Raw genomic sequence first — 26,236 nt, forward strand, 5'->3', positions numbered from 1 at the left:
CGTCCGGGCGCGTGCCCGACCTCACCCCGGACGAGTTCCGAGCCCTCGGCCACCTGTTCGTCGACGCCGTCGCCGACGCCCGCGCCGGGATCGAACGTCACCCGGTCCGCGACGTCGTCGAGCCCGGCACCGTGCGGGCCCGCTTCCCCCGCGAGGCGAACGAGGACCCCGAGCCGCTCGCGGCGTTCCCGTCGCTGGTCGAGGCCGTCACCGGTGACGCCGACACCCGCTGGCAGCACCCCGGGTTCCACGCGTTCTTCCCGGCGAACGCGTCGCTGACCTCGCTGCTGGGTGAGCTGCTCTCCGGCGGGGCCGGGGCGCAGGGGATGCTCTGGTCGACCTCGCCCGCGTGCACCGAGGTGGAGCAGGCGGTCACCGACCAGGTGGCCCGGGCGCTCGGGCTGGACGAGACGTTCACCCACGACGGCGGCGGGGGCGGCTCGATCCAGGACTCGGCGTCCTCGGCGGCGCTGGTCGCGCTGACCGCCGCGCTGCACCGGGCCGCCCCGGACCCGGACTCCGGCTGGCGCGTGCGCGGGGTGACCGGCCGGGAACGCGTCTACGTCACGGCCGAGACGCACTCGTCGCTGGCCAAGGCGGTGCGGGTGGCCGGGCTCGGCGCGGACGGGCTGCGGACCGTCCCGTGCACCCCGGGCTCCCGGGCGATGGACCCGGCCGCGCTGGCCGACACCCTGGCCGCGGACGTCGCCGCAGGGCTGGTCCCGGTCCTGGTGTGCGCGACGGTCGGGACGACCTCGACCGGGTCGAGCGACCCGGTCGCGGCGCTGGTCACGGCGGCGCGGCCGTACCGAGCCTGGGTGCACGTCGACGCCGCGTGGGCGGGCGTCGCCGCGCTCTGCCCGGAGCACCGCTGGGTGCTCGACGGCGTGAACCCGGGCCCCGGGCCCGGCGTCGACTCCTTCTGCACCGACGCCCACAAGTGGCTGCTCACCGCGTTCGACGCCTCGCTGCTCTGGGTGCGCGACGCCCGCGCGCTGCCGGCCGCGCTGTCGATCACCCCGGCCTACCTGCGCGACGCGCACTCCGACACCGGCGCCGTCGTGGACTTCCGGGACTGGCAGGTCCCGCTCGGGCGCCGGTTCCGGGCACTGAAGCTGTGGGCGGTGCTCCACGGCCAGGGGCTGTCCGGGCTGCGGTCGCACCTGCGCGGCCACGTGGACCTCGCCGCCGAGCTGGCCGAGCGGGTCCGCGGGCACGACGACCTGGAGCTGGCGTGCGCGCCGGTGCTGTCCCTGGTCTGCCTCCGCTCGCGCTCCGGCGACGCCGCGACCACCGCGCTGCTGGAGCGCGCCAACGCCGACGGACGGGTGCTGCTCACCGGCACCGAGGTCGACGGGCACCCGGTGGTGCGGGTGGCGTTCGGCGGGGTCACCACGGGCCGCGAGCACCTCGAGGTCGTGTGGGATGTCCTGTCTGCCCGATCGTGACCGCCGTGGGTAAGGTTCGCCTGTCCACCCGGAAGGGTGTACTGACCTGATCCCCCGGCGCCCGGTGTACCCCGCCCGCACGGGTCCCGTCGAAAGGACCGCCTCCATGCCCCGACCCCTGCTCCGCGCGCTCGCCGCGTGCGTGGTCCTGTTGCTGGCACTCGCCGGCTGCTCCTCCGGGGGCTCCGGCGACGCGGCACAGCCCGCCCCCGCCGACGACGCCCCCACCGGGGCGTTCCCGGTCACCCTCACCCACGCCTTCGGGCAGACGACGATCCCCGCCGCGCCGCAGCGGGTCGTGACCGTCGGCTTCAACGACGCCGACTTCGCCCTCGCCCTCGGCGTGAAGCCGGTCGGGGTCCGCGAGAACATCGGCGACTACGACTACGCGAAGCGCCCCTGGGCGCAGGAGGCACTCGGCGGGACGCAGCCGCAGCTGCTGACCGGGTCCCAGATCCCGGTCGAGCAGGTCGCCGCACTCCAGCCCGACCTGATCCTCGGCGTCTACTCCTTCATGGACCAGGCGACCTACACCGCGCTGTCGCAGATCGCGCCGACCGTCGCCCAGGGCACCCCCGACGGCACGAACGCCGCGGGCTGGGAGGAGCAGACCCGCATCACCGGGCAGGCCACCGGGCGCACCGAGCAGGCCGAGCAGGTCATCGCCGCGACCCGCGCCGAGTTCGACGAGGCCAAGGCGGCCCACCCCGACTTCGCGGGCACGAACCTGAAGATGGACTTCTTCATCGAGGGCGTCCCCTACGACATGGGCACCGACGACCTGCGCGCCCAGATCTTCGCCGGCCTCGGCTTCACCGTCCGGCCGGACTCGCAGACCCTCTCGCTGGAGCGCCAGGGCGACCTCGACAGCGACGTGCTCGTGGTGCTGGGCCGTTCGCGCGCCGAGTCCGAGGCCGACCCGGTGTTCCGCGCGATCCCGGCGGTCCAGCAGGGCCGGGTCGCCTACCTCGGGCCGTTCGAGACCGAGTTCGCCGCCGCGCTGGGCTACTCCAGCCCGCTGTCGCTGCCCTACGCCATCGACACCGTCGCGCCGCAGCTCGACGCGGCGCTGCAGGGCAGGGCCCCCGGCAGCTGAGCCGGCGCCCGCGCACCGGTGCCGTGAACGTCACGTCACCGGTGCGCGCAACCCCTTGTCCCGCCCCGCCGCGCCGACGACTGTGATCGCGGCCCCGTCAGGGCGGCGGGCCACGGTGAGGGGGCTCGGTGACTTCGACGCGGGAACGACGGCGCGGCTGGACCGTGGTGCACGGCGGCAAGGCCCCGCCGCCCGGCGAGGTCGTGGGCCCGCAGGAGCGGCTGTCCTGGCCGCGCACCGTCGGCCTCGGCGGCCAGCACGTGATCGCGATGTTCGGGGCGACGTTCGTCTTCCCGGTCCTCATGGGACTGAACCCGAACATCGCGATCCTGATGTCCGGCGTCGCGACCGCGCTGTTCCTGCTGATGACCCACGGCCGGATCCCCAGCTACCTGGGGTCCTCGGCGTCGTTCGTCGGCGGGGTCGCGGCGATCCGCGCCCAGGGCGGGGACTCCGCGGCCGTGACCGGCGCGATCGTCGTCGCCGGGGTGGTCCTGCTGCTGGTCGGCCTGGTCGTGCACCTGGTCGGCGCCCGCGTCGTGTCCCGGCTGCTGCCACCCGCGGTGACCGGCGCCGTCGTCATGCTGATCGGGTTCAACCTCGCCGGGGTCGCCTCGACCGTCTACTGGCCACAGGACCAGTGGGCCGCGCTGGTGACGATGGTCGTGGTGATCGCCGCCGCGGTACTGCTGCCGGGGTTCTGGGGCCGGATCGGGGTGCTGATCGGCCTGGTCGCCGGGTTCGCCTTCTCGCTGCTGCTCGACGCCACGACCGGTCCGATCACCGCGCCCGACGCGAACGGGGACGTCGGCACCCGGATGCGGGTCGACCTGTCCGGGGTCGGGTCCGCGGACTGGGTGGGGCTGCCGCCCGCCACCCAGACCGGACCGGACGGCATGGAGATCGCCGGCTGGCACTGGCCGACGTTCTCGTTCGCCTTCGCGCTCCTCGTGCTGCCCTCGGTGATCGCGCTGGTCGCGGAGAACGCCGGGCACGTCAAGGCCGTCGAGGGGATGACCGGCGAGCGCCTCGACCCGTACCTGGGCCGGGCGCTGGCCGCGGACGGCGCGGGCACCACGCTGGCCGGCCTGGTCGGCGGCTCCCCCACCACGACCTACGCGGAGAACATCGGCGTGATGGCCGCGACCCGGGTCTACTCCACCGCCGCGTACTGGGTGGCCGCGGCCGTCGCGGTGCTGCTGGGGTTCTGCCCGAAGTTCGGGGCGCTGATCGTCGCGGTGCCGGGCGGGGTGCTCGGCGGGCTCACCGTGGTCCTCTACGGCATGGTCGGGCTGCTCGGGGCGGCCATCTGGATCCGCAACGGGGTCGACCTGGCCCACGCCGCGAACCTGGTGCCGCTGTCCGCCGGGCTGATCATCGGCATCGGCGGGGCGAGCCTGTCGGTGGGCGGGTTCGAGCTGTCCGGGATCGCGCTGGGCACGATCGTGGTGCTCGTCGGCTACCACGCCCTGCACGCGCTGCTCCCCGCCGACCGGCGTCCCTCCGGGGACGGCGGGCCGCTCGGCTGAGGCTCAGGCCGCCGTGCGCACCATGACGACGGCGTCCTTGTGCGGCAGCGCGATCCGCTCGGCCTCGTCGAACCCGGCCCGGCCGAACGCCCCCCGCGCGGCGGTGTTGCGGGCGTCGGGCTCGGCGAGCACCCGCGGGCACCCCGCGGCGGTCAGCGCGTCGGCGACCGCGGCGAGCAGCGCGCCACCGGTGCCACGCCGGTGCGCGGCACCGACGCAGACGTGCACGCCGACGTCGCCCGGGCCGACCGGGAACGCGCGGGACAGCGCGTGCCGCACCGGGCGGTAGATCTCCAGGTACGCGATCGGTCCGGCGGCCGGGTCGCCGGCGGGCTCCACGAGCACGGCGGCGGTACCCGACCCGGCGCCGTGGCCGTCCAGCTCACGAGCCCAGCGCTCGTCGGGCCAGGGCTGACCGAAGAAGCGCACCATCTCGGGCCTGCGCATCCAGTCCCCGACGGTGCGCAGGTCGGCGCCGTGCGGACGGGCCGGACGCAGCAGGTACTCCCCCGCGCGGCCGGGCACCGGCGGGTCGGTCACCGCCGGCGCACCCGCCCGCAGCAGCGGGTTCGGCGTGCGGTGCCACCGGGCCGGGTGCAGGACCGGGCGACGCCACAGGTGTGCCGCGGTCAGCCACTGGTGCAGCAGCCGCCGCACCCGGCCGGGGCGCTCGGCGTCACGGGCCTCGGCGAGCCGCTCGGCCAGCGCGGTGAGCTCCGAGCACTCCGGCCGAGCCGCCGGGCCGGTTGCCCCGACCAGCGGCAGCAGGCCCGACACCAGTACCCGGTCGGTCAGGTCGGCGTCGGAGACGCGACCCGCCTCGTGGTGCAGCAGGGCCAGCGCGACCGCCAACGGGTCGGTGCCACCGACGGGCTCCGGCGGGCCGCCGGCCGGCCCCTGTTCCGGGGCGGGACCGTCGGCGGCCGCCGGGACCGGACCCGGCGGCAGCGGTCCGGGGCCGCCGCGGGCGGCGAGCTCGGTACGCAGCGCGGCGGCCAGCTCGTCGGGACCCGGGTGGGGGTCGACGGCACCGTCGGTCGTGGCCAGGGCGATCCGGGAGAACCGGTGCAGGCCGACCGGCGAGGCGTGCTCGACCTCGGCGACGACGTCCATCCCCACCGCGGGCAACGGCAGGACCAGCGGACCCGGCGCCGGATCGGCGCCGATGTCGAGGAGGGCGTGTCGCAGGATCCGTTCCCGGCGGGCGTCGGGAGTCATCAGGTCAGGTAACCCCCCATGCGGCGGAAGTGGTCGCCGGCGACGTGCTCGACCCCGTCGGCGTCCTTGACCCGCTGCAGGACCAGGCCGTACTGGCCGCCACGCCAGGCGTCCGGCCCGGCGACGACGACCACCCCGCTCCCCTCGCGGGCGAAGATCCGCCCGTTGGTCCCGCCGCAGCGCTCCCGCGACACGGTCGCCTCCAGCACCCGCAGCCGCGCCCCGTCGTGCAGGCACCAGGCGTTCGGGTACGGCCCGGTCTGCGCGCGCACCAGGTTGACCAGGTCGGCCGCCGGACGGTCCCAGGGGATGCGGTTGTCCTCGTCGGCCCGCTTGTGGAAGAACGACGCGTGCGCCGGGTCCTGGGTGAGCCACTCGTGCGGACCGTGCTCGACCCGGTCGAACGCCTCGAGCGCGAGCGGTCCGAACAGGAGCACGGTGCGCTCGAACAGGTCCTCGGTGGTGTCGGTCGGGGTGACCGGCACCGTGCGCTGGCAGATGATCGGGCCGCGGTCGAGCTCGGCGTCCATCCAGTGCGCGGTCACGCCCACCTGGCTCTCGCCGTTGATCAGCGCCCAGTTCAGCGGGGAGAACCCGGCGTAGCGCGGGAGCAGCGAGTCGTGGGTGTTGACCGTCCCGCGGGGCGGGGCGGAGAACACCTGCGGGGAGATCCAGGTGCGCCAGTTGCAGGCCACCCCGATCTCGGCACCGGACCCGGTGATCGCGGTGACCAGCTCGGCGTCCACGGCCTTCTCCCGGTAGAGCACCGGGATCCCGTGCTCACGGGCCAGGTCACCGAGCGACTCCTGGAAGATCACCGGGGACGGCTCGCCCTCCTCCGGGTGGCTGACGACGAGCACCACCTCGTGCCGCGAGTCCAGCAGGTCGGCGAGCAGCCGGGCTCCCCACTTCTGGTATCCGAACAACACGACACGCACGAGGTGTCGACCTCCTCCTGGGACGGGACCCGATGACGGGCGGCGACCGGTGCGCCGACCGGGGAGCGGCGAGACACACCCCGCCCTCATGATCGCCACGCGCTGGTGAGGTTAGCCTCTCTTCATGACCGAGCACAGGGGCACCGGTGACGCACGGGTCACCGCACGCGAGGTGGTCCGCAGCACGATCAGGTCGTTCCGCGGCCGGGTCGCCGCGGCCACCGTCCTGCTCTGCGGGCACCAGGTGGGTGAGGCGCTGGTACCGGTCCTGGTGGGCGTGGTGATCGACCGCGCGGTCGCGACCGGCGACGTCGGCAGCCTGGTGATCTGGCTGCTGGTACTGGCCGCGGACTTCGCGATGCTGTCCTACAGCTACCGGTTCGGCGCGCGGCAGGCCCTGCACGCCGACCTGCGTGCCGACGCCGGGCTCCGCACCCGTGTGGCGGCGCGGCTGCTGGACCACCGGGGCGGCGCCGAGACCGGCAGGCTGCCCGGCTCGGTCACCTCGATCGCCGTCGCCGACGCCAAGCGGGTCGCGGTGATGAACTTCTGGATCCCGACGGCGGCGGCCGCGGCGGCGGCGCTCGTCGTCGCCGCCGTCGCGCTGCTGCGGATCTCGCTCCCCCTGGGCCTGCTCATCCTGCTCGGCACCCCGCCGCTGCTGTGGCTGATCGGCCGGGTCGGCCGGCCGCTGGAGCGGCGCAGCGGCGCCGAGCAGGAGCGGGCCGCACGCGCGGCGGGCACCGCAGCCGACCTGGTGTCCGGGATCCGCGTCCTCAAGGGACTGGGCGCCGGGCCCGCCGCGGCCGAGCAGTACGCGGCCAGCAGCCGCACCGCGCTGGGCGCCACGCTGCGGGCGACCCGCGCCGAGGCCGGTTTCCTCGGCACCGTCCAGCTCGCGAACGGCCTGTTCCTCGCGGTCATCGCGCTCGTGGGCGGCCTGCTCGCCCTCGACGGGTCCATCACCGTCGGCAACCTGGTCTCCGCGGTCGGGCTCGCCCAGTTCCTCGTCGGGCCGCTGCAGACCCTCGGCATCGCCGGGGCGCGCTTCGCCCAGGCGCGGGCCTCGGCCGGGCGGATCGCCGAGATCCTTTCCGCGCCGCCCGCCGTCGGCCCCGGCCACGACGGCCGCGATGCCGGCCCCACCGCCGACCCCACCGACCCCGTCGCCGCGCTGGCGGTCACCGGGCTGCGGCACGGCCCGCTCGACGGCCTCGACCTGCAGGTGCCCGCCGGTCAGCTGCTCGGCGTGGTCGCCCGCGACCCGTCCGCGGCGACCGCACTCGCCCGCTGCCTGGCCCGCGACATCGCACCCGAGGAAGGGCGGATCCTGCTCGGCGGCACCGGCGTCGACGACCTCGCCCCGGCCGCCACCCGGTCCACGCTGCTGGTCGCGGCGCACGACGCGCACCTGTTCACCGGCACCGTCCTGGACAACGTCACCGCCGCGACCCGCGACGGCGCCGCGGGGTCCGCGACGGTCGCGGCGATGGCCGCGGCCCGCGCCGACCAGGCCGTCGAGGCCCTCCCGCAGGGCGCGGACACCCCGGTGACCTCGCGCGGCAGCTCACTGTCGGGCGGGCAGCGCCAGCGGGTCGCACTGGCCAGGGCGCTGGCCGCCGATCCCCCGGTCCTGGTGCTGCACGACCCCACGACCGCCGTCGACGCCGTCACCGAGACCGAGATCGCGGCCCGGCTGCGCGAGCACCGCACCGGCCGCACGACCGTGCTCCTCACCACCAGCCCGGCGCTCCTCGCGGTCACCGACCGCGTGGTGGTGCTGCGCGACGGCCGGGTCGTCGCGGACGCGACGCACACCGAGCTGATGACCGACGACACCGACTACCGCAGGGTGGTGACCGGATGACCACCGGGACCGAGCCGTCCGGACCCCGTCTGCTGCCCGTCGCCGACGGGCGCCGCACCCGCGCCGTCCTCGGCGAGCTGCTCCGGCCGCGCCGCGGGACGGCCGTCGCCGCCCTCGTCGCGCTGGTCGCCGGGTCGGCGGTGAGCCTGGTGGCGGCACCGCTGCTGGGCCGGATCGTCGACCTCGCCGCCCGCGGGGCGGCGCCGTCGGCGCTGACCGCGCCGGTCGCCGCGCTGGCCGGGGTCGCGGTCGTCCAGGGTGTGCTCGCCTTCGCCGGGATCGCGCTGATCGCCCGGGTCGGGGAGACGATGCTGGCCCGGCTGCGGGAGCGCTTCGTCGCCCGCGCGCTGGACCTGCCGCTGGACACCCTGGAGCAGGCCGGATCCGGTGACCTCACCGCGCGCGTCACCGACGACGTCAAGGTCGTCGGCGAGGCGGTGCGCGAGGCGCTGCCCGAGTTCGCCAGGGCCGCACTGATCATCGGCCTGACCCTGGTCGCGCTCGCCGCGCTGGACTGGCGGTTCCTGCTCGGCGCGCTGCTGGCGGTGCCGATCCAGGTGGTCACCGCCCGCTGGTTCCTGCGTCACTCCGGCCCGCTCTACGACGACGAGCGCATCGCGGGCGGGGCCCAGCAGCAGCAACTGCTCGACACCGCGGCCGGGGTGAGCACGGTGCGCGCGTTCCGCCTCACCGACGACCACCTGGACCGGGTCCGTGCCCGCGCCGAGGCCGTCGCCGGGATCGGGCAGCGGCTCGTGGTGCTGCAGACCCGCTTCTTCGGCCGGCTCAACGCCGGTGAGGTCCTCGGTCTGAGCGGCGTGCTGGTCGCCGGGTTCGTGCTGGTCGGCAGCGGCAGCACGACGATCGGTACGGCGAGCGCGGCGGCGCTGTACTTCATCAACCTGTTCACGCCGATCAACATCATGCTGTTCCAGCTCGACGCCGCCCAGTCCGCGGTCGCCGGGTTGCGGCGCATCGTCGGCGTCGCCGAGATCGACCCGCCCGCCCCGCCCGCGGACCCGGCGGTGCCCGCCGACGCGCGGGTGCGGGTGCGCGGCCTGACCCACTCCTACGTCGACGGCCACCCGGCACTGTCCGGGGTGGACCTCGACCTGGCGCCCGGCGCCCGGGTCGCGCTGGTCGGGACCAGCGGGGCGGGCAAGTCCACGCTGGCCAAGCTCGTCGCCGGGATGCACACCCCGGACGCCGGATCGGTCGAGATCGGCGGCGTGCCGCTGGAACGCATCGACCAGCGCGGCGGGCGGCCGCCGGTGGTCCTGGTGACCCAGGAGGTGCACGTGTTCGCCGGGCCGCTCGCCGAGGACCTGCGCCTGGCCCGCCCGGACGCCACCGACGACGACCTGCGCGCCGCCCTGGCCACGGTCGGCGCGGCGCCCTGGGTGGACCGGCTGCCCGACGGGCTGGAGACCGTCGTCGGGGACACCGGGCACGCGCTGACCGTGGTGCAGTCCCAGCAGCTCGCGCTGGCCCGGCTGGTGCTGGCCGACCCGCCGGTGGTGATCCTCGACGAGGCGACCGCCGAGGCCGGCAGCGCCGGCGCGGCGGAGCTGGAACGCGCCGCCGACGCCGCGCTGGCCGGCCGCACGGCCGTCGTCGTGGCGCACCGGCTCAGCCAGGTCGCCGACGCCGACCTCGTGCTGGTGCTCGAGGGCGGGCGGACCGCGGAGACCGGCACGCACGCCGAGCTGGTCGCCTCCGGCGGCCGCTTCGCCCAGCTGTGGCAGGCCTGGACGGGTCTGCGCGGTGAGTCCGTCCGGCGTACCGGCGACTGAGGTAAGGATCTCTTGACCTGGCCTGGGACTTAGGTAAGCCTCAACTGCCACATCGGATCACCGGGCAACGACGGCCCCGTCGTCCCGGGTCGAGAGAACAGGAACGTCATGCCTCACGCCTCACCGTCCAGGGGACGGTTCCGTCCACTGCTCGTCGCCCTGCTCGGTGTCCTCGTCCTCGCCGGGTGCTCGTCGGCGCCGTCGGGCGGCGGCGCCGAGGCCCCCGCGGCCCCGGCCGCGTCCGGCACCTTCCCGGTGACCGTCGAGCACAAGTACGGCTCCACCGAGATCACCGCCGAGCCCGAGCGGGTCGTGACCCTGGGCTACACCGACCCGGACGCGCTGCTCGCCGTCGGGATCGCGCCGGTCGGCATCGTCGACTGGTTCACCCAGCCCCCGGCCGGTAACACGTGGCTGTGGCAGGAGCAGGGCTTCGCCGGGCAGACCCCCGAGGTCGTCGGCGTCCGCGAGGAGTACCAGCTGGAGAAGATCGCGGCGCTCCAGCCGGACCTGATCATCGCGTCGTACTCGGGCATGACCCAGGAGCAGTACGACCAGGTCTCCCGGATCGCGCCGACGGTCGCGCAGCCGAAGGGCTTCGAGGACTACACCGCGTCCTGGCAGGTCATGACCCGGGAGATCACCAGGGCCGTCGGCCGTGAGCAGCAGGGCGACGAACTGATCGCCGCGACCGAGAAGAAGATCGCCGACGCCAAGGCCGCGCACCCCGACTGGGCGCAGCAGACCGCCGTCGCGGTCTCCTACGACACCCCGAACTACTTCGCGTTCGCCGGTGGCGACATCAAGGCCGACCTGCTCGCCCAGCTCGGCTTCCGCGCCCCCGAGGCGATCACCCGGGCCGCGGCCGGGACGAGCGAGGCGCAGCTGAGCCCGGAGCAGGCCGGCGAGTTCGACGTCGACAAGCTGCTCGTGCTCGCCCCGACCGAGGCCGCGAAGGCCGAGATCCAGGCGCGTCCGGAGTTCAGCAGGCTCGACGCCGTCCAGCAGGGCCGGGTGCTGTGGATGCTCAGCTCCGACCGCACCGAGCCGCTGCCCGCCGCGCTGAGCTACGGCAGCGTGCTCAGCCTGCCGTACGCGATCGACAAGCTGGTGCCGGAGCTCGAGGCGCTCCCCGCCACCCAGGGCTGACCCCGGGGCGCACCCCGCGCACACGAGAGGGGGCCGGTCGCACCGCGACCGGCCCCCTCCGTCGTGCTCAGCCCTGCCCGGTCACCTCGCGCAGCGCCGCACCCCACCGCCGGCCGAGGTCGGCGACGACGGCGTCGTCGAACACCGCCACCGGGTGGATCAGGTCGGCGTGCACCCGGGGTCCGTCCACGCCGTCGACGGTACGGGCGATCACGGTCAGCGGGAACCGCTGACGCATGTCCGGCTCGACGGCGACGTCGAGGACGTCGTCCTCGTCGGCGAAGCCCCAGTCGCGCGGGGCGCGCCGGTCGAACCGGCCCAGGTAGTTGAACTCGATCTCGGGCAGCGGAAGCGGCGCGAGCTCCGCGGCGGTGTCGGGGTTCAGGTGGCGCAGCAGGCCGAATCCGATGCCGTGGTCGGGCTCGCCGTCGAGGTCGGCGACCAGCCGGTCGCGCACCTGCCCGGCGGGTCCGCGCGGGTCGACCGCGACCGGCCGGATCGCGGTGAACCAGCCGACGGTGCGGGACAGGTCCGGTCGCGCCGCGACGGCCTCCTCCTCCCGGCCGTGTCCCTCCATCGCGAGCGGCACGACCCCCTCGGCGGGGGCGCCGTGGTGGCGCGCGAGGCCGGCGACGGCGATCCCGAGCCCGGCGGCCAGTGCCCGGTCCGCACCGGCGGCGAGGACGGCGGCCGACAGGTCCGCGGGCAGCTCCACCGGATGCACCCGGTTGGTGCCGTGCCGGTCGCGGTCCGGGTCGAAGGGCGTCGCCAGCGGCAGTGCCACCCGCGGTCCGGCCAGGACCGACCGCCACCGGCCGGTCTCGGCGACCCGCTGCGGGCGGGCGGCCTCGGCGGCGAGCATCGACGCCCAGGCGCGGTAGGACACCGGGACCGGCGGCGGCGACGGCTCGCGCCCCGCGTCCTGGGCGGCGACGGCACCGGCGAGATCGTCGAGCAGGATCCGCCACGACACCCAGTCCACGGCGACGTGGGCCACCACCAGCAACAGGCGGCCGGGGGCGTCCGGTCCGGCGTCGAACCAGACCGCCGACAGCATCGTGCCGGAGCCGGGGTCGAGCCGGTCGCGCGCGGCGAGTGCCTCCTCCCCCAGCTGCTCGCGCACCTGGTCGGCGGTGTTCGCCGCGCTGACCGGCACCTCCCGCAGCACCGGGCCGGGCACCGCGGCCGGGATCTCCAGGCCGTCGGCGGTGCGCCGGGCGCGGAGCATGCCGTGCGTGGCGAGCAGCGCGCCCAGGGCGCGGCGCAGCACCGGCCCGGTCAGCCCGGCCGGCGTGCGCACCAGCACCGACTGGTTGTAGCCGGGCGCGTGCGGGTCGACCTCGGTGAGCCAGTCCAGGATCGGGGTGGACCCGACCGGCCCGACGCCGTCGTCGTGGGTGTGGTCGTGCGCGACCGGCTCGGCGACGGTGGCCAGCCCGGCGACCGTGCGCTGCCGGAACACCTGGCGCGGGGTGAGCGCCAGCCCGGCCGCGCGGGCCGCGGACACCAGCCGGATCGCGATGATCGAGTCCCCGCCGAGGGCGAAGAAGTCGTCGTCGGCGCCGACCCGGTCGACGGCCACCAGCTCGGCGACCAGCCCGGCCAGCACCCGTTCCGGACCCTCGGCGGGCTCCCGGCCGCTCCCGGTCGCGGGGGCGGGCTCGGGCAGCGCCCGCTTGTCGACCTTCCCGTTCGGGGTGCGCGGCAGCGGCCCGTCGAGCGCGACGAGGTGCGCCGGGACCATGTGCTCGGGCAGCCGCCCGCGCAGGTGCTCGGCGAGGCCGGCGGGCACCGCGGTGCCGCCGCCCGCCGGGACGACGTAGGCGTCGAGCCGGGTGACCGGGCCCCGCCGTCGTACGACGACCGCGGCCTGCGCGACGTCCGGGTGCGCGGCCAGGACGGCCTCGATCTCGCCGGGCTCGATCCGGTAGCCACGGATCGAGACCTGGTCGTCGGAACGGCCGAGGAACTCCAGGACCGGCTCGCGGTCGGGGTGCTCGGCGCCGTCGTCGAAGCGCAGCCGGACGCGGTCGCCGGTGCGGTACATCCGGGTGCCCGGCTCCCCGAACGGGCAGGCCACGAAGCGGTCCGCGGTGAGGGCGGTGCGCCCCAGGTAGCCGCGGGCCAGCCCGGCCCCGGCCACGTACAGCTCGCCGGGGACGCCGGGCGGGACGGGGGTGAGGGCGTCGTCGAGGACGTAGGTCCGCACGCCCGGGTCGGGGCGCCCGATCGGTGACCGGAACGCGGTGCCCGGCCGCGAGTGCCACAGCGTGGAGTTCACGGTGGCCTCGGTGAGCCCGTAGGCGACGTGCAGGTCCAGGTGCGCGCCCCAGCGGTCGATCAGGTCCGGCGGGACGGCCTCGGTCCCGGCGAGCACCGTCGACCCGGCCGGGAGCGACGCCTCCGGCGGCAGCGCGGTGATCAGCGACGGCGGCAGGATCAGGTGCGTGAGCCGCTGCTCGGCGAAGAACCCGGTCAGCTCGGACGGGTCGGCGTCGCGGCCGCGCAGCCGCTCCGGGGCGACGACGAGCCGGGCCCCGGAGCACAGCGCCATGCACAGCTCGAACACGAGCACGTCGAAGCCGGGCGCGGAGAACTGCAGGACCCGGGAGTCCTCGGTGAGCCGCATCCGGTCGCGGGCCAGCTCCAGCAGCTCGCCGATGCCGGCGTGCGGCAGGACCGCGCCCTTCGGGCGTCCGGTCGAGCCGGAGGTGTAGATGACGTAGGCGGCGCCCGCCGGGTCGGTGGGCGGGTCCGCCGGGGCCGGGCCCGGCTCCGGAGGCGCCGGGACGAGGTGGGTGACGCCGTCGACGGCGGGCAGCAGGGCCGCGGCGTCGCCGGTCGTCACGACCAGCCGGGTGCCGGAGTCGGTGAGCAGGTACTCCAGCCGCTCGGCGGGCAGGTTGAGGTCCAGCGGCAGGAACGCGCCACCGGCGCGCAGCACCGCCAGCACCGCGACGACCATCTCGACCGACCGCGGCACCGCGACCCCGACGACGGTCTCCGGGCCGACGCCGCGGGCGCGCAGCTCGCGGGCCAGAGCGGCGGTCTCGACGTCGAGCCCGGCGTAGTCGAGCTCGCGGTGCTCGTCGGCGACGGCGACCGCGGTGGGCCGGTCGGCGACGGAGCCGGCGACCATCTCCCACATCGTGCGGGCGGCCGGGACCGGGCCGCCGTCGAGGGCGCGGCGGGCCCGTTCGGCCTCCCCGGCCGCGGCGACGTCGATCCGGCGGACCGGGCGCCGCGGGTCGGCCACGACGGCGCGCAGCACCGTGGTCAGCCGCTCCCCCAGCGCGTGCACGGTCGCGGCGTCGAACAGCTCGGTGCGGTACAGCAGCCGCACCCCCAGCGGTTCCTCCGGCCCGCCGTCGCGGAATTCGACGACCAGGTCGAACTGGGCGCGGGCGGGCGGCTGCGGCTGCTCGCCGACGGTGACACCGGGCAGGACCAGGCCCGACTCGCGGGCGGTGCCACCGGCGCGGTGCACCACCATCACCTGGAACAGCGGGGTGGTGTCGGCGCTGCGGTCCGGGTTGACCGCGCGCACCACCGACTCGAAGGGCACGTCGGCGTGCGCGAACGCCTCCAGGTCGGCGGCCCGGACCCGGTCCAGGACCTCGGTGAACCCGGGGTCGCCGGACAGGTCGGTGCGCAGCACCAGGGTGTTGACGAAGAACCCGACGACGTCCTCCAGTGCCTGGTCCGCGCGGCCGGCGACGGGGGCGCCCAGCGGGATGTCGTCGCCGGCGCCGAGGCGGTGCAGCAGGACCGCGACCGCGGCCCGGGCGAGCATGAAGGTGCTCGCACCGGCGGCGCGCGCCGTGCGGCGCAGCTCGGCGCCGAGCGCGGGGTCGATCGGCACGTCGACCGCGTCGCCCGCCATCGTCGGCGACGCCGGCTCGGGCCGGTCGGTCGGCAGGTCCAGGCGCTCGGGCAGCCCGGCCAGGGTGCGGGTCCAGAACCCGAGCTGGCGGCCCGCGACCGACGACGGGTCGGCCGGGTCGCCGAGCAGCTCCCGCAGCCACAGGGTGTGGTCGGCGTACTGCACCGGCAGCGGGGTGAGGCGGGGCGCGCGGCCCGCGGACCGGGCCGCGTAGGCGGTCGCGAGGTCGGCCAGGAACGGCCGGTCGGACCACTCGTCGGTGGTGACGTGGTGGAGCACGAGGACCAGCACGTGCTCGCCGGTGTCGGACTCGGTGAGCAGCAGCGCCCGGACCGGCACGTCCGATCCCAGGTCGAACGGGCGCCGGATCTCCGCCGCCACCTCCGCCGGGGTGGCGGCGGCGTCGACGGTGCGGCGCACGAACGGCACCCGGGCCGCCGCGGCGTCGACGACCACCTGGACCGGGACGCCGTCGCCCCCGTCGACGAGCAGGGTGCGCAGCGACTCGTGGCGGGCGACGACGTCGTGTAGCGCCTGCTCCAGTGCGTCGGCGTCCAGGGCTCCGGCCAGCCGGAAGGTGATCGGGAAGTGGTAGGCGCTGTCGCGGCCCGCGTCGGCGTCGAGCCGGTCGAGGACCCAGAGCCGGTGCTGCGCCGACGACGCGGGCAGCGGCTCCGGGCGGGGCCGCGGCGACAGCACGGGGCGGGCAGGACCACGCTCGGCGCCGGCCGCGTCACCGGCGTCGAGGTGGGCGGCGAGCCGGGCCGGTGTCGGCTCGGTGAACAGGTCGCGGATCGACACCTCGGCCCCGAGCGCGGTGCGCAGCCGGGCGACGATCCGGGTGGCGAGCAGCGAGTGCCCGCCGAGGTCGAAGAAGTCGTCGTCCACGCCGACCTCGTCGAGGCCGAGGACCTCGGCGAACACCGTGCAGAGGGCCTGCTCGGTCGCGGTCTCCGGGGCCCGCGACGGCGCCGCGGCGGCGCGGGCGTCGGGGACGGGCAGCGCGCGGGTGTCGAGCTTGCCGTTGGCGGTCAGCGGCAGCTCGTCGAGCAGCACGAACGCCGACGGCACGAGGTGGTCGGGCAGGGCTGCCCGCAGGTCCTCGCGCAGCACCGGGACCAGCTCGGCGGCGAACCGGGCCGCGGCCGGGTCGGTCGCCTCGGGCGCCGCCGGGTCCCCGGCGCGGTGCAGCCCGACCAGCGGACGGCCCGCCGGATCGGCCCCCACGAGCACGACGTCGAGCACGCCGGGCCCGTCCGGGGACCAGGTCGGCTCGGCGTCGCGGCCGTGCCGGGCGGCGAGGGCGCGCAGCGCGTCGGGCTCCGGATCGTCGGCCGGGCGGCCCTGCTCGGTCGCGAGCCGCACGTCCGGGACGCCGGTGAGGCGCAGGCCGGTGGTCCCGGCGTCGGCGAGCAGCCGGTCGAGGTCGTCGAGCGAGGACAGGTCGGTGCCCCAGCGCAGGGTGCGGGCCGGGTCGGCGCGGCGCACGTCGGCGCCGGGCAGGTGCAGCTCGACGTCGTAGCGGTGGCGGGTCAGCTCGTTGTGGGCGTCGCCGCGCTTGGCGCGCACCGCGACCTCCGCGCCGAGACCGGCCGCGACCCGGTCGAAGAACGCCGGGGCGAGCAGCAGCTCCTTCTCCAGGGCCAGCGACCGCTCCGCCGCGGCGTCGACCGCGGCGGGGTCGGCCCCGTCGCCGAGCCGGGTCCGGGCGATCGCGGTGTGGAACGCGTGCAGCGTGTCCGGGCGGCGCACGTCCCCGACGACGATCCGGCCACCGGGGGCGAGCAGCTCCGCGGCGCCGGTGAGGACCCGCTCCAGGTAGCCGGCGTCGGGGAAGTACTGCACCACCGAGTTGATCACGACGGTGTCGAAGTGGCCCCGCGGCAGCCCGGACAGGTCGTCGGCGGGCCGGGTGTCGAGCTCGACGTGGCCGTAGCGGGCCGGGTCGTCGGCGAGCGCGGTGCGCAGCGCGGTGATCACCGGCTCGGCGAGGTCGGTGCCGCGGTACTCGGTGACCTCGGGGGCGAGCGGGCCGAGCAGCAGCCCGGTGCCCACCCCGATCTCCAGCACCCGCTGCGGACTCAGTGCCCGGATCAGGTCGACGGTCGCGGCCCGCCACTGCGACATCTGCGCGAACGGGATGGGATCGCCGGTGTAGGAGGAGTCCCAGCCGGCGTAGTCCTCGGTGGATACCGCGACCGGGATCCGGGAGTACTCCTCGGAGTAGATCGCGCGCCACTCGTCGACGGCGCCGGCGGCGGTGGCCGCGCGGTCGGCCTCGTCGGGGGCGGCGGGGACGACGTAGCCGACCAGCCGGAGCGACCCGCCGTCCGGGGCGGGGACCGGGACGACCGCCGAGCGCGACACCAGCGGGTGCCGGTCGAGGCGGGCGGTGACCTCTCCGGGCTCGACGCGGTGCCCGCGGATCTTCACCTGGTCGTCGGTGCGGCCCAGGAAGTCGAGCAGCCCGCCGGTGCCGGGGCGGCGCCGGACCAGGTCACCGGTGCGGTACATCCGCCCGCCCGGGCTCCACGGGTCGGCGACGAACCGCTCGGCGGTCAGCGCGAACCGGTCGAGGTAGCCGCGGGCCAGGCCGTCGCCGGCGATGTACAGCTCACCGGCGACGCCGTCGGGCACCGGGCGCAGCCACGGGTCCAGGACGTGCGCGACGGTGTTGCTGATCGGCTTCCCGACCGCCGGGGTGGCCGAGTCCGCGGTCCCGGTGCCGAGGGTGTTGATCGTGTACTCGGTGGGGCCGTAGAGGTTGTAGCCGAGCACGCCGTCGGCATCGCGCAGGGTCGACCAGACGGCGTCGGACACGGCCTCGCCGCCGAGCAGCACCAGCGGCATCGGGCGCCGGGCGAGCAGCCCGGTCTCCAGCAGCGCCGCGGCGTAGGTCGGGGTCACGTTGACGACGTCGACCTCGTGGGTGTCGCAGTAGGACACCAGCCGGTGCGCGTCGCGGCGCAGCTCCTCATCGGCCACGTGCACCTCGTGCCCCTCGACCAGCCAGAGCAGCTCCTCCCAGCTCATGTCGAACGCGAAGGACACGGTGTGCGCGACCCGCAGCCGGGCGTCGGGCCCGCGGCGGGCGCGGACCTCGGCGACCACCGGGTCGAAGATCTCGCGGCGGTGGTTCAGCTGCATGTTCGTCAGCCCCCGGTACGGGGTGACGACGCCCTTGGGCCGCCCGGTGGAGCCGGAGGTGTAGATGACGTAGGCGGGCAGGTCGAGCCGTGCCGGGTTCTCGCGGGCGAAGCTGCCCAGCTCGGCGTCGGGGATCGGGCCGGGGTCCAGTGCGGCGCGCTCGGCCGCGACGGCCGGGTCGTCCAGCGCGACCGTGGGCACACCGGCGTCAGCCAGGGCCGGGGCGACCGCGGTCGTGGTGAGCACCGCGACCGGGCGGGCGTCGCGCAGGGTCTCGACCAGCCGGGCCGCGGGGTGGTCCAGCTCCAGCGGCAGGTACGCCGCGCCCGCGCGCAGCACCGCGAACAGCGCGACGACGGTCTCGGCGGAGCGCGGCAGCCCCAGCGCGACGACGGTCTCGGGCCCGGCGCCGCGGGCGCGCAGCAGCCGCGCGGTGCGGTTCACCGCCGCGTCCAGCTCGGCGTAGGTGAGCCGCACGTCCCCGGCGACGACGGCGAGGTCGTCGTGGGCGAGCGCGGCCCGGTCGGCGAGCAGGTCGGCGACCGTCGCGGTGCCGGTGTCGACCCGGCGCCCGGTGCGGTGCGCCTCGACCTCGGTGCGCTCGTCGTCGCCGAGCGGGTCGATCCGCGCGACCGGGGAGTCGGGGGCGTCGAGCAGACCGTGCAGGACGCGGCGCACCCGCTCGACCCAGCGGGCCGCGGACCGCTCCCCGACGGTGTGCGACAGGGTCAGCCGGAACCGCTCGCCGGGGGTGACCGCGAGGGTCAGGGCGTAGTGCGTGGTGTCGGTGCTGGTCAGGTCGGTGATGCCGTGCCGGGCGCCGAGGTCGGCGACCCGCTGCTCACCGCCCTCGGGGCGGTAGACGAACAGCGTGTCGAACAGCGTCCGGTGCCCGGAGACCTGCTGGATCTCCCCCAGCCCGACGGTCTCGTGCCCCAGCAGCGCGACCCGCTCGGCCTGCACCCGGGCGAGCAGCTGCGCGCCGGTCTCGCCGGGGCGCAACGCGACCCGGGCGGGCACGGTGTTGAGGAACAGCCCGATCACGTTCTCCACGTCGGGCACGGTCGCGGGCCGCCCGGCGACCGAGGTGCCGAACACGACGTCGTCGCGGCCGGTGCCGGCGGCCAGGGCCAGCGCCCAGACCGTGGAGAGCACGGTGTTGGGGGTGACCGCGGTGACGCGGGCCAGCTCCCGCAGCCGCGCCGAGGTGTCCGCGTCGAGGGCGAGGTGGGTCTCGGCGACCTCCCGCGGGCCCGCGGCGGGGACCGGCGCGGTGAGGGTGGGCTCGTCGAGCCCGGCGAGTGCGTCCCGCCAGGCGGCCCGGCCGGGCTCCGGGTCGCGGGCGGCGATCCAGGCCAGCAGGTCGTCGTAGCCGCCGCCGGGAGCCGGGGGCGGCGACCCGGCGTAGGTGTCGAACAGCCCCTCCAGGAACAACCAGGCCGACCAGCCGTCCCAGATCAGCAGGTGGCGGTGGATCAGCAGCCGGTCGCGGCCGTCGCCGCGCAGCACGGTGATCCGGAACAGCGGCGGGGCGCTCAGGTCGAACGGCGCGGTCCGGTCGGCGGCGGTGAGCCGGTCCCGTTCCGCCTGCGAACCGGTGTGCACCAGACGGACCGGCGGGGCCGGGTCGGCGGCGATGAACTGCACCGGCCCGTCGAGGCCGTCGGCGGTGAACCCGGCACGCAGCGTGGGGTGGCGGCGCAGCATCGCGGTCACCGCGTCGCGCAGCCGGTCGAGGTCGATCTCGTGGTCGAGCTCGACGGTCTCCTGCACGGTGTAGGCGTCACCGGCTGCGGTGACGGTGCCCGCGGTGCCGTCGAGGGTGGCGTGGAAGTAGAGGCCCTCCTGCAGCGGGGACAGCGGCCAGACCCGTTCGACGTCGTCGCCGGCGATCTCCCGCACCCGGGCGAGGACGGCCGGGTCGGGGTCGGGCAGCGGCGGTACCGGCTCGGCGGCCGTCCCGGCCCGACCGGCGACGGCGGCCGGGGTGCGCCCGGCCAGCACGTCGCCGGGCCCGACGTCCAGCCCGGCCCGTCGCGCCCGCGAGGACACCGCGATGGAGGTGATGGAGTCCCCGCCGAGGGCGAGGAAGTCGTCGTCGGGGCCGACCCGGTCGCGGCCCAGGACCTCGGCGAACGCCGCGCACAGCACGCGTTCGACCTCGGTGGCGGGCTCGCGGTGCGACCCGCCCGCGGCGACGTCCGGGGCGGGCAGCGCGGCCTGGTCGAGCTTGCCGTTGGGGGTCAGCGGCATCTGCTCCAGCACGACGACCGCGGCGGGCACCATGGCCTCGGGCAGCACCCGGGCCAGCGCGGCGCACAGCCCGTCGCCGTCGGGAGCGGCGCCGGCGGCGGGCACGACGTAGCCGACCAGCGACGGGGACGGCCCGTCCCGGCGGACGACGACCGCCGCGCGGCCGACCCCGTCGGTCGCGGCGAGCACCGCCTCGACCTCACCCGGCTCGATGCGCTGCCCGCGGATCTTCACCTGGCCGTCGGAGCGGCCGAGGTAGACCAGCTCGCCGTCGACGCGGCGCACGACGTCGCCGGTGCGGTAGAGCCGCTCCCCCGGCGCGCCGAGCGGGTCGGCGACGAAGCGGTCCGCGGTCAGCCCGGGGCGGGCGTGGTAGCCCCGCGCCAGCTGCACGCCGCCGAGGTACAGCTCGCCGGGGACCCCGTCGGGGACCGGGCGCAGGCAGGCGTCCAGGACGTGGGTGCGGGTGTTCGCGACCGGCACGCCGATCGGGACGACGGCGCCCGGGTCGGCGGCGACGGTGTGCGCGGTGACGTCGACGGCGGCCTCGGTGGGCCCGTAGAGGTTGTGCAGCGCCACCCCGGTCAGCGCGTGCCAGCGCCGGGCCGCGGCCGCGGACAGCGCCTCGCCGGAGCAGAACACCCGCCGCAGCGTGGCCGCCCACCGCGGGTCGGCGACGACCTGCTCGGCGGCGAGGAAGCCCTCCAGCATCGAGGGCACGAAGTGCAGCGTGGTGATCCGCTCGTCGCGGACCAGCCGCGCCAGGTACTCGGGGTCGCGGTGCCCGCCGGGGGCGGCGAGCACCACGGTCGCGCCGGTCGAGGGGGCCCAGAAGAACTCCCACACCGACACGTCGAACCCGGCGGGGGTCTTCTGCAGCACCCGGTCGTCGGCGGTGAGCGGGTACGCGTCCTGCATCCAGTCGAGCCGGTTGCCGATGGCGCGGTGGCTGACCACGACGCCCTTGGGCCGCCCGGTCGAGCCGGAGGTGTAGATCAGGTAGGCGGCGTCGTCGGGGTCCGGGTCGGGCAGCGCGGCGGGCACCGGGCCGTCGGCGAGCTCGGCGACGGCGAGGCGGCGCACCCCGGGCAGGTCGGGCAGCGGGTCGGTGCCCGCGGGCACCAGCACGGTGTCGACGCCCGCGTCGGCGGCGGTGAACGCGATCCGCTCCGCCGGATGCTCCGGGTCCAGCGGCAGGTACGCCGCCCCGGCGCGGACGACGCCGAGCAGCGCGACCATCAGCTCGGTCGAGCGCGGCACGGCGATCCCGACGACGCTGCCCGGTCCGGCACCGCGCTCGCGCAGCGCCCCGGCCAGCGCGGCCGAGCGGCGGTCCAGCTCGGCGGCGGTGAGCGTCCCGTCCGGTGCGACGACGGCGGTGCGGCCGGGGTCGGCGGCCAGCCCGTCGGCGACCCGGCGGGCCAGGGTCCGCGGGTCGGCGGCCCGCTCGGGGCCGTGCACACCCTGCTCGGGACGGGTGCGCAGCGGCAGCGCGGCGATCGTGCGCTGCGGGCCGGTGACCAGCGCGGTCAGGGTGCGCTCGAACATCTCGAGCAGCAGGCCCGCGGTGGCGTCGTCGACGCGGGCGGTGTCGTGCTTGAGCACGACGGAGGTCTCCCGGCCCGGCCGCACGACCAGCGCGAGCGGGTAGTGCACCGCGTCGCGCACCTCCACCCCGGTGACCAGGCCGTTCGCGGTCTGCTCCGCGGCGTAGTTCTCGATCACCACGATGGAGTCGAACAGCTCCCCGCGGCCGCGCTGCAGCTCCGCGAGCCGGACCTGCGGGTGGTCGAGGACGGCGGTGCGGCCGTCCTGCATCCGGCGCAGCGGCGCGGCCGGCGGCTCTCCGGGTGCCCAGCGCATCCGCACCGGGACGGTGTTGACGAACAGCCCGACGGCCTCGCCGATGCCGTCGACGGCGGCGTCGCGGCCGGACACGGTGCTGCCGACGAGCACGTCCCGGCTGCCGGTGAGCGCGCCGACGGTGAGGGCCCAGGCGGTGTGCAGCACCGTCGACGGGGTGACGCCGCGGGCGCGGGCGGCGCGGTCGAGGGCGGCGGTCGCGCCGGCGTCGAGGGCCAGTGCGCGCTGGGCGTGCGGCCGGTCCCCGCCGTCCGGGCGGGTCCGCGGGGCGGGGAGGGCGTCGAGCAGCCGGACCGGTTCGGCGCCGGCGAGCTCCGCGTCCCACACGGCGCGGGCGGCCGCCCGGGCGTCGCCGGTGTCGAGGGCGGTGAGGTGGTCGAACCAGGCGCGCAGCCGCTGTTCGGCGCGGGCGCGCGGCCCGCCGGGGTCCTGCGGGGTGCCGGCGGCCCGGGCGGCGTGGGCCTGCTCCAGCTCGGTGACCAGCAGCGCCACCGACCACCCGTCGAGGACGGCGTGCTGGAAGGTCAGGGCGAGGCGGGTGCGGCCGTCGTCGTGCAGCAGCGCGGCGCGCAGCAGCGGCGGGCGGGCGAGGTCGAACGGGCGGGCCCGCTCGGCGTCGAGCACGGCGGCCGGGTCGGTGCCGCGCACGTCGTGCTCGGTCCACGGCAGCGTGACGCGGTCGGCGACGCCCTGGACGACGCGGCCGTCGGCGCGCTGGGCGAACCCGGCACGCAGCTGCGGGTGCCGGTCGAGCAGGTCGGACAGCGCGGCGCGCAGGGTGCCCGGGTCGACGTCGGCGGGCAGGTCGAGGACCTCCTGCACGACGTAGGAGGTGTCGGCCGGGTCGAGCGCGGCGTGGAAGAAGAAGCCCTCCTGCAGCGGGGACACCGGCCCGGCGAGGGTGACGGGGCCGAGCACGGCGGCCGCGGCGTCGTCGAGGACGGTCGTGTCGGGCCCGGTGGGCGCGGCGACGGCGTGGTGCTCGGTCACGAGCGGCGCGAGCTCGGCGACGGTGCGGTGGGTGAATACCTGCCGCGGGGTGACCAGCAGGCCGGACTCGCGGGCCCGCACGACCAGCCGGATCGACAGGACCGAGTCGCCGCCGAGGGCGAAGAAGTCGTCGTCGACGCCGAAGCCGGGCACCCCGAGGACCTCCGACACGAGGTCGCAGAGCAGCGCCTCGCGTGGTGTGCCGGGACGGGTGCCGCGGACCTGCGCGGACAGGTCGGGGGCGGGCAGCGCGGCCCGGTCGGTCTTGCCGTTGGCCAGTACCGGCACCGACGGCAGCGGGACGACGGCGGCGGGCACCATCCAGTCCGGGAGCCGGTCGCGCAGGTGCTCGCGCAGGGCGCCGACCAGGGCGTCGACGTCCCGGAACGGGGCCGGGCGGTGGAACGCGGGGCCGGTCGGGTCCGTGCTCGCGCGGTGCAGTGGGCCGGGGTCGACGCCGGGCCGGGAGAACAGCAGCTCGACCGTCGCCCCGGTGCCCCAGGTGCCCTCGGCCGTGTAGCCGAGGGACTCGCCGAGGGCCAGCAGCTCCTCGGGGTCGGCGCCGGCGGGCGGTTCGGGCTCGCCGTCGATGCGGGCGCGGGTGGCGCGGTCGGCGGCCGATCGCAGGTCGGGGACCCCGACCACGCGCACCACGTCCGCGCCGGCACGGGCCGCGCCGTCACCGTCGCGGCCCGCGGCCGGGCCGCTGTCGCCCGCCGGGCCGGGCCCGGCGCCCAGCGCGGCACGCAGGGCGTCGGTGAGCGCGGCCGGGTCGGCCCCGACCGCCTCCCAGTCGAGGACGAGCGGCGCGGTCGCGGGATCGGGCCGCGCGGCGGCGCCGGGCCGGAGCACGACGTCGTAGCGGTAGCGCGAGAGCTCGTCGTGCGCGCGGGCCCGCTTGATCCGGATGCTGCTCGCGTCGAACCCGTCGAGGGCGGTGAAGAACCGCGGCGCGCAGAGCAGCTCGCCCTCCCAGGCGACGGCGCCGTCGAGGGCGCGGCGCAGCTCGGCGGGCTCGGCGTCGGGCCGCCGGGCGGCGACGACCCCGGCGCGGAAGGTGCGCAGCAGCCCGGCGTGCCGGACGTCGCCGACGACGATCGCGCCGCCCGGGGCGAGCAGCGCCGCGGCCCGGGTCAGCACGTCGGTCAGGTACTCCGGGCCCGGGAAGTACTGGGCGACGGAGTTGATCACAATGGTGTCGAAGGGACCGGTGATGCCGTCGAGCTCGTGGGCGGCGGCGGGGGCCAGCTCGACGCGCCCGTGCAGCTCGGGGCGGGTCGCGACCCACCGCGACAGCGCGGCGACGGCCTCGGCGGACACGTCGGTGCCGACGTAGCGGGGACAGTCCGGGGCCAGCTCCGCGAGCAGCAGGCCGTTGCCCACGCCGAGCTCCAGGACCCGGCCGGGGCCGAGCTCGCGGATCCGGGCGACGGTGGCGTCGCGCCAGGCCTGCATGTCCGCGCGCGGGATGGGGGTGCCGTCGTAGGTGGAGTTCCAGCCGGCGAAGCCGCCCTCGTAGCCGGTGGGGTCGCCGTCGTCGGCGGAGGTGGCGGCGTAGAGCAGCTCGTGGACGTCGCGCCAGTCGGCGACGCGCTCGGCACCGTCGTCGGCGGGGGTGTCCCCGGCGGTCGCGGGGACGACCCACGCGGTGAGACGCCGGTCCCCCGGCGCGGCCTCGTGCACGCCGACGACGGCCTCGGCGACGTGGGGGTGGGCCCGCAGCGCCGACTCGATCTCGCCGGGCTCGATCCGGTAGCCGCGGACCTTGAGCTGGTCGTCGACGCGGCCCAGGAACTCGAGCTCGCCGCGCTCGTCGACGCGCACGAGGTCGCCGGTGCGGTAGAGCCGCCCGCCCGCGGGCCCGAACGGGTCGGCGACGAACCGCTCCGCGGTCAGGCCCGGCTTGTTCAGGTAGCCCCGGGCCAGACCGGGGCCGCCGAGGTAGAGCTCGCCCTGCTCGCCGTCCGGGACCGGGGCCAGGTCGGGGCCCAGCACGTACGCGTCGGTCATCGGGTCGGCGACCCCGATCGGCACCACCGGCCCGGTCCGCGCCGGGTCGCACCGGCCCAGCGTGGAGTTGACGGTGACCTCGGTCGGACCGTAGGCGTTGAACATCGTCCGGCCCCGTGCCCAGCGCGCGACCAGCTCCGGGGACACCCGCTCGGTACCGGCGAGCAGGGTCGCCGGGGGCAGCGTGACGTCCGGGCCCAGCGCGGCGAGCAGCGCGGGCGGGAGCACCATCACCGTCACCGCGTGCTCGTGGGCGTAGTCGGCCAGCTCGGGCACCGGCAGCCGCAGCTCCGAGGGCACCACGACCAGCCGCCCGCCGGAGAGCAGTGCCATGCACAGCTCCCAGAACGCGACGTCGAAGCCGGTCGAGGCGAACCCGAGGATCCGGTCGTCCGCGCCGAGCCCGAGCCGCTCGGTCTGGGTGGCGACGAGCTGGGTGACACCGCTGTGGGTCAGCACGACGCCCTTGGGCCGCCCGGTGGAGCCGGAGGTGTGGATGACGTAGGCGGCGCCGAGGACGTCGACGTCGGGCACCGGGGCGACCGGGGCGGCGGCGATCGCCGCCCGGTCGGCGTCGTCGTCGAGCAGCACGGTCGGGGTCCCGTCGGGCAGCGGCAGCTCGGCGGCGACACCGGCCGTGCTCAGCACGACGGCCGGGCGGGCGTCGTCGAGCACCAGCGCGGTCCGCGCCGGCGGCTGGTCCGGGTCGACCGGCAGGTACGCCGCGCCCGCACGCAGGATCGCCACCTGCGCGACGACGAGGTCCACCCCGCGCGGTACGGCGAGCGCGACCAGCCCCTCCGGTCCCGCGCCGCGCCCGCGCAGCACCGACGCGAGGCGCCCCGCCCGCTCGTCGAGCCCGGCGTAGGTGAGCTGCTCGCGGCGCTCCCCCGAGCCGCACTGCACCGCCACGGCGTCCGGCGTGGCCGCGACCTGCCGGGCGAACAGCTCCGGCCAGGTCGCGAGCGCACCGTCCGGCAGGGGTCCCGGGCGCGGGTCGGACGGGGACGGCAGCGTGCGGGTCACGGGAGGCGCTCCAGGGGTGGTGATGC

Annotated in this window: 9 protein-coding genes; 6 read left to right on the forward strand and 3 right to left on the reverse strand. The window is 76.7% G+C overall.

Annotated elements, in window-relative coordinates:
• Positions 1-11 precede the first annotated feature (11 nt).
• From ZF1_RS16480 to ZF1_RS16490, 3 genes are all read left to right on the forward strand, one after another.
• Positions 12-1,448 (forward strand): pyridoxal phosphate-dependent decarboxylase family protein, encoded by a 1,437-nt coding sequence (locus ZF1_RS16480; RefSeq protein ID WP_073574563.1) that lies wholly within the window; start codon positions 12-14, stop codon positions 1,446-1,448.
• A 106-nt stretch (positions 1,449-1,554) separates the two neighbouring features.
• Positions 1,555-2,544 carry an ABC transporter substrate-binding protein gene (locus tag ZF1_RS16485; RefSeq protein WP_179762542.1) on the forward strand — a complete coding sequence of 330 codons (990 nt, stop codon included), beginning with the start codon at positions 1,555-1,557 and terminating at the stop codon, positions 2,542-2,544.
• A gap of 128 nt (positions 2,545-2,672) precedes the next feature.
• Positions 2,673-4,073: a uracil-xanthine permease family protein gene (locus ZF1_RS16490; RefSeq protein ID WP_482637706.1), complete on the forward strand. Its 1,401-nt coding sequence runs from the start codon at positions 2,673-2,675 to the stop codon at positions 4,071-4,073.
• Between the two features lie 3 nt (positions 4,074-4,076).
• On the opposite strand, the gene ZF1_RS16495 is transcribed toward ZF1_RS16490, so the two are convergent.
• Positions 4,077-5,291 (reverse strand): GNAT family N-acetyltransferase, encoded by a 1,215-nt coding sequence (locus tag ZF1_RS16495; RefSeq protein ID WP_482637707.1) that lies wholly within the window; start codon positions 5,289-5,291, stop codon positions 4,077-4,079.
• A complete protein-coding gene (locus ZF1_RS16500) occupies positions 5,291-6,229 on the reverse strand; it encodes a methionyl-tRNA formyltransferase (protein ID WP_073574560.1) in 939 nt (312 codons plus the stop codon). Before ZF1_RS16500 ends, ZF1_RS16495 begins: the two co-directional genes overlap by 1 nt.
• 124 nt (positions 6,230-6,353) lie before the next feature.
• Between ZF1_RS16500 and ZF1_RS16505 the strand changes: the two genes are divergently transcribed.
• The 3 genes from ZF1_RS16505 to ZF1_RS16515 all read left to right on the forward strand — a co-directional run bounded on the left by ZF1_RS16505 (position 6,354) and on the right by ZF1_RS16515 (position 11,038).
• On the forward strand, positions 6,354-8,096 hold the full coding sequence (locus ZF1_RS16505; protein ID WP_482637708.1) for an ABC transporter transmembrane domain-containing protein: 1,743 nt from the start codon (positions 6,354-6,356) through the stop codon (positions 8,094-8,096).
• The gene (locus ZF1_RS16510; protein ID WP_337825988.1) at positions 8,093-9,889 is read left to right on the forward strand and encodes an ABC transporter ATP-binding protein; all 1,797 of its coding nucleotides are present in this window, start codon (positions 8,093-8,095) and stop codon (positions 9,887-9,889) included. Before ZF1_RS16505 ends, ZF1_RS16510 begins: the two co-directional genes overlap by 4 nt.
• A 108-nt stretch (positions 9,890-9,997) precedes the next feature.
• The gene (locus ZF1_RS16515) at positions 9,998-11,038 is read left to right on the forward strand and encodes an ABC transporter substrate-binding protein (RefSeq protein WP_073574557.1); all 1,041 of its coding nucleotides are present in this window, start codon (positions 9,998-10,000) and stop codon (positions 11,036-11,038) included.
• A 67-nt stretch (positions 11,039-11,105) separates the two neighbouring features.
• Here the strand turns inward: ZF1_RS16515 and ZF1_RS16520 are convergent, their stop codons facing one another.
• On the reverse strand, positions 11,106-26,210 hold the full coding sequence (locus ZF1_RS16520) for an amino acid adenylation domain-containing protein (protein ID WP_482637709.1): 15,105 nt from the start codon (positions 26,208-26,210) through the stop codon (positions 11,106-11,108).
• Positions 26,211-26,236: the final 26 nt, after the last annotated feature.

The sequence above is a fragment of the Pseudonocardia sp. ZF1 genome, from assembly GCF_056835605.1.

What these genes read in the sequence shown, in the direction of transcription:
- ZF1_RS16495 (WP_482637707.1), bottom strand. Translation starts at nt 5,291, where the DNA reads ATGACTCCCGACGCCCGCCGGGAACGGATCCTGCGACACGCCCTCCTC.
- ZF1_RS16505 (WP_482637708.1), top strand. Translation starts at nt 6,354, where the DNA reads ATGACCGAGCACAGGGGCACCGGTGACGCACGGGTCACCGCACGCGAG.
- ZF1_RS16515 (WP_073574557.1), top strand. Translation starts at nt 9,998, where the DNA reads ATGCCTCACGCCTCACCGTCCAGGGGACGGTTCCGTCCACTGCTCGTC.
- ZF1_RS16485 (WP_179762542.1), top strand. Translation starts at nt 1,555, where the DNA reads ATGCCCCGACCCCTGCTCCGCGCGCTCGCCGCGTGCGTGGTCCTGTTG.
- ZF1_RS16510 (WP_337825988.1), top strand. Translation starts at nt 8,093, where the DNA reads ATGACCACCGGGACCGAGCCGTCCGGACCCCGTCTGCTGCCCGTCGCC.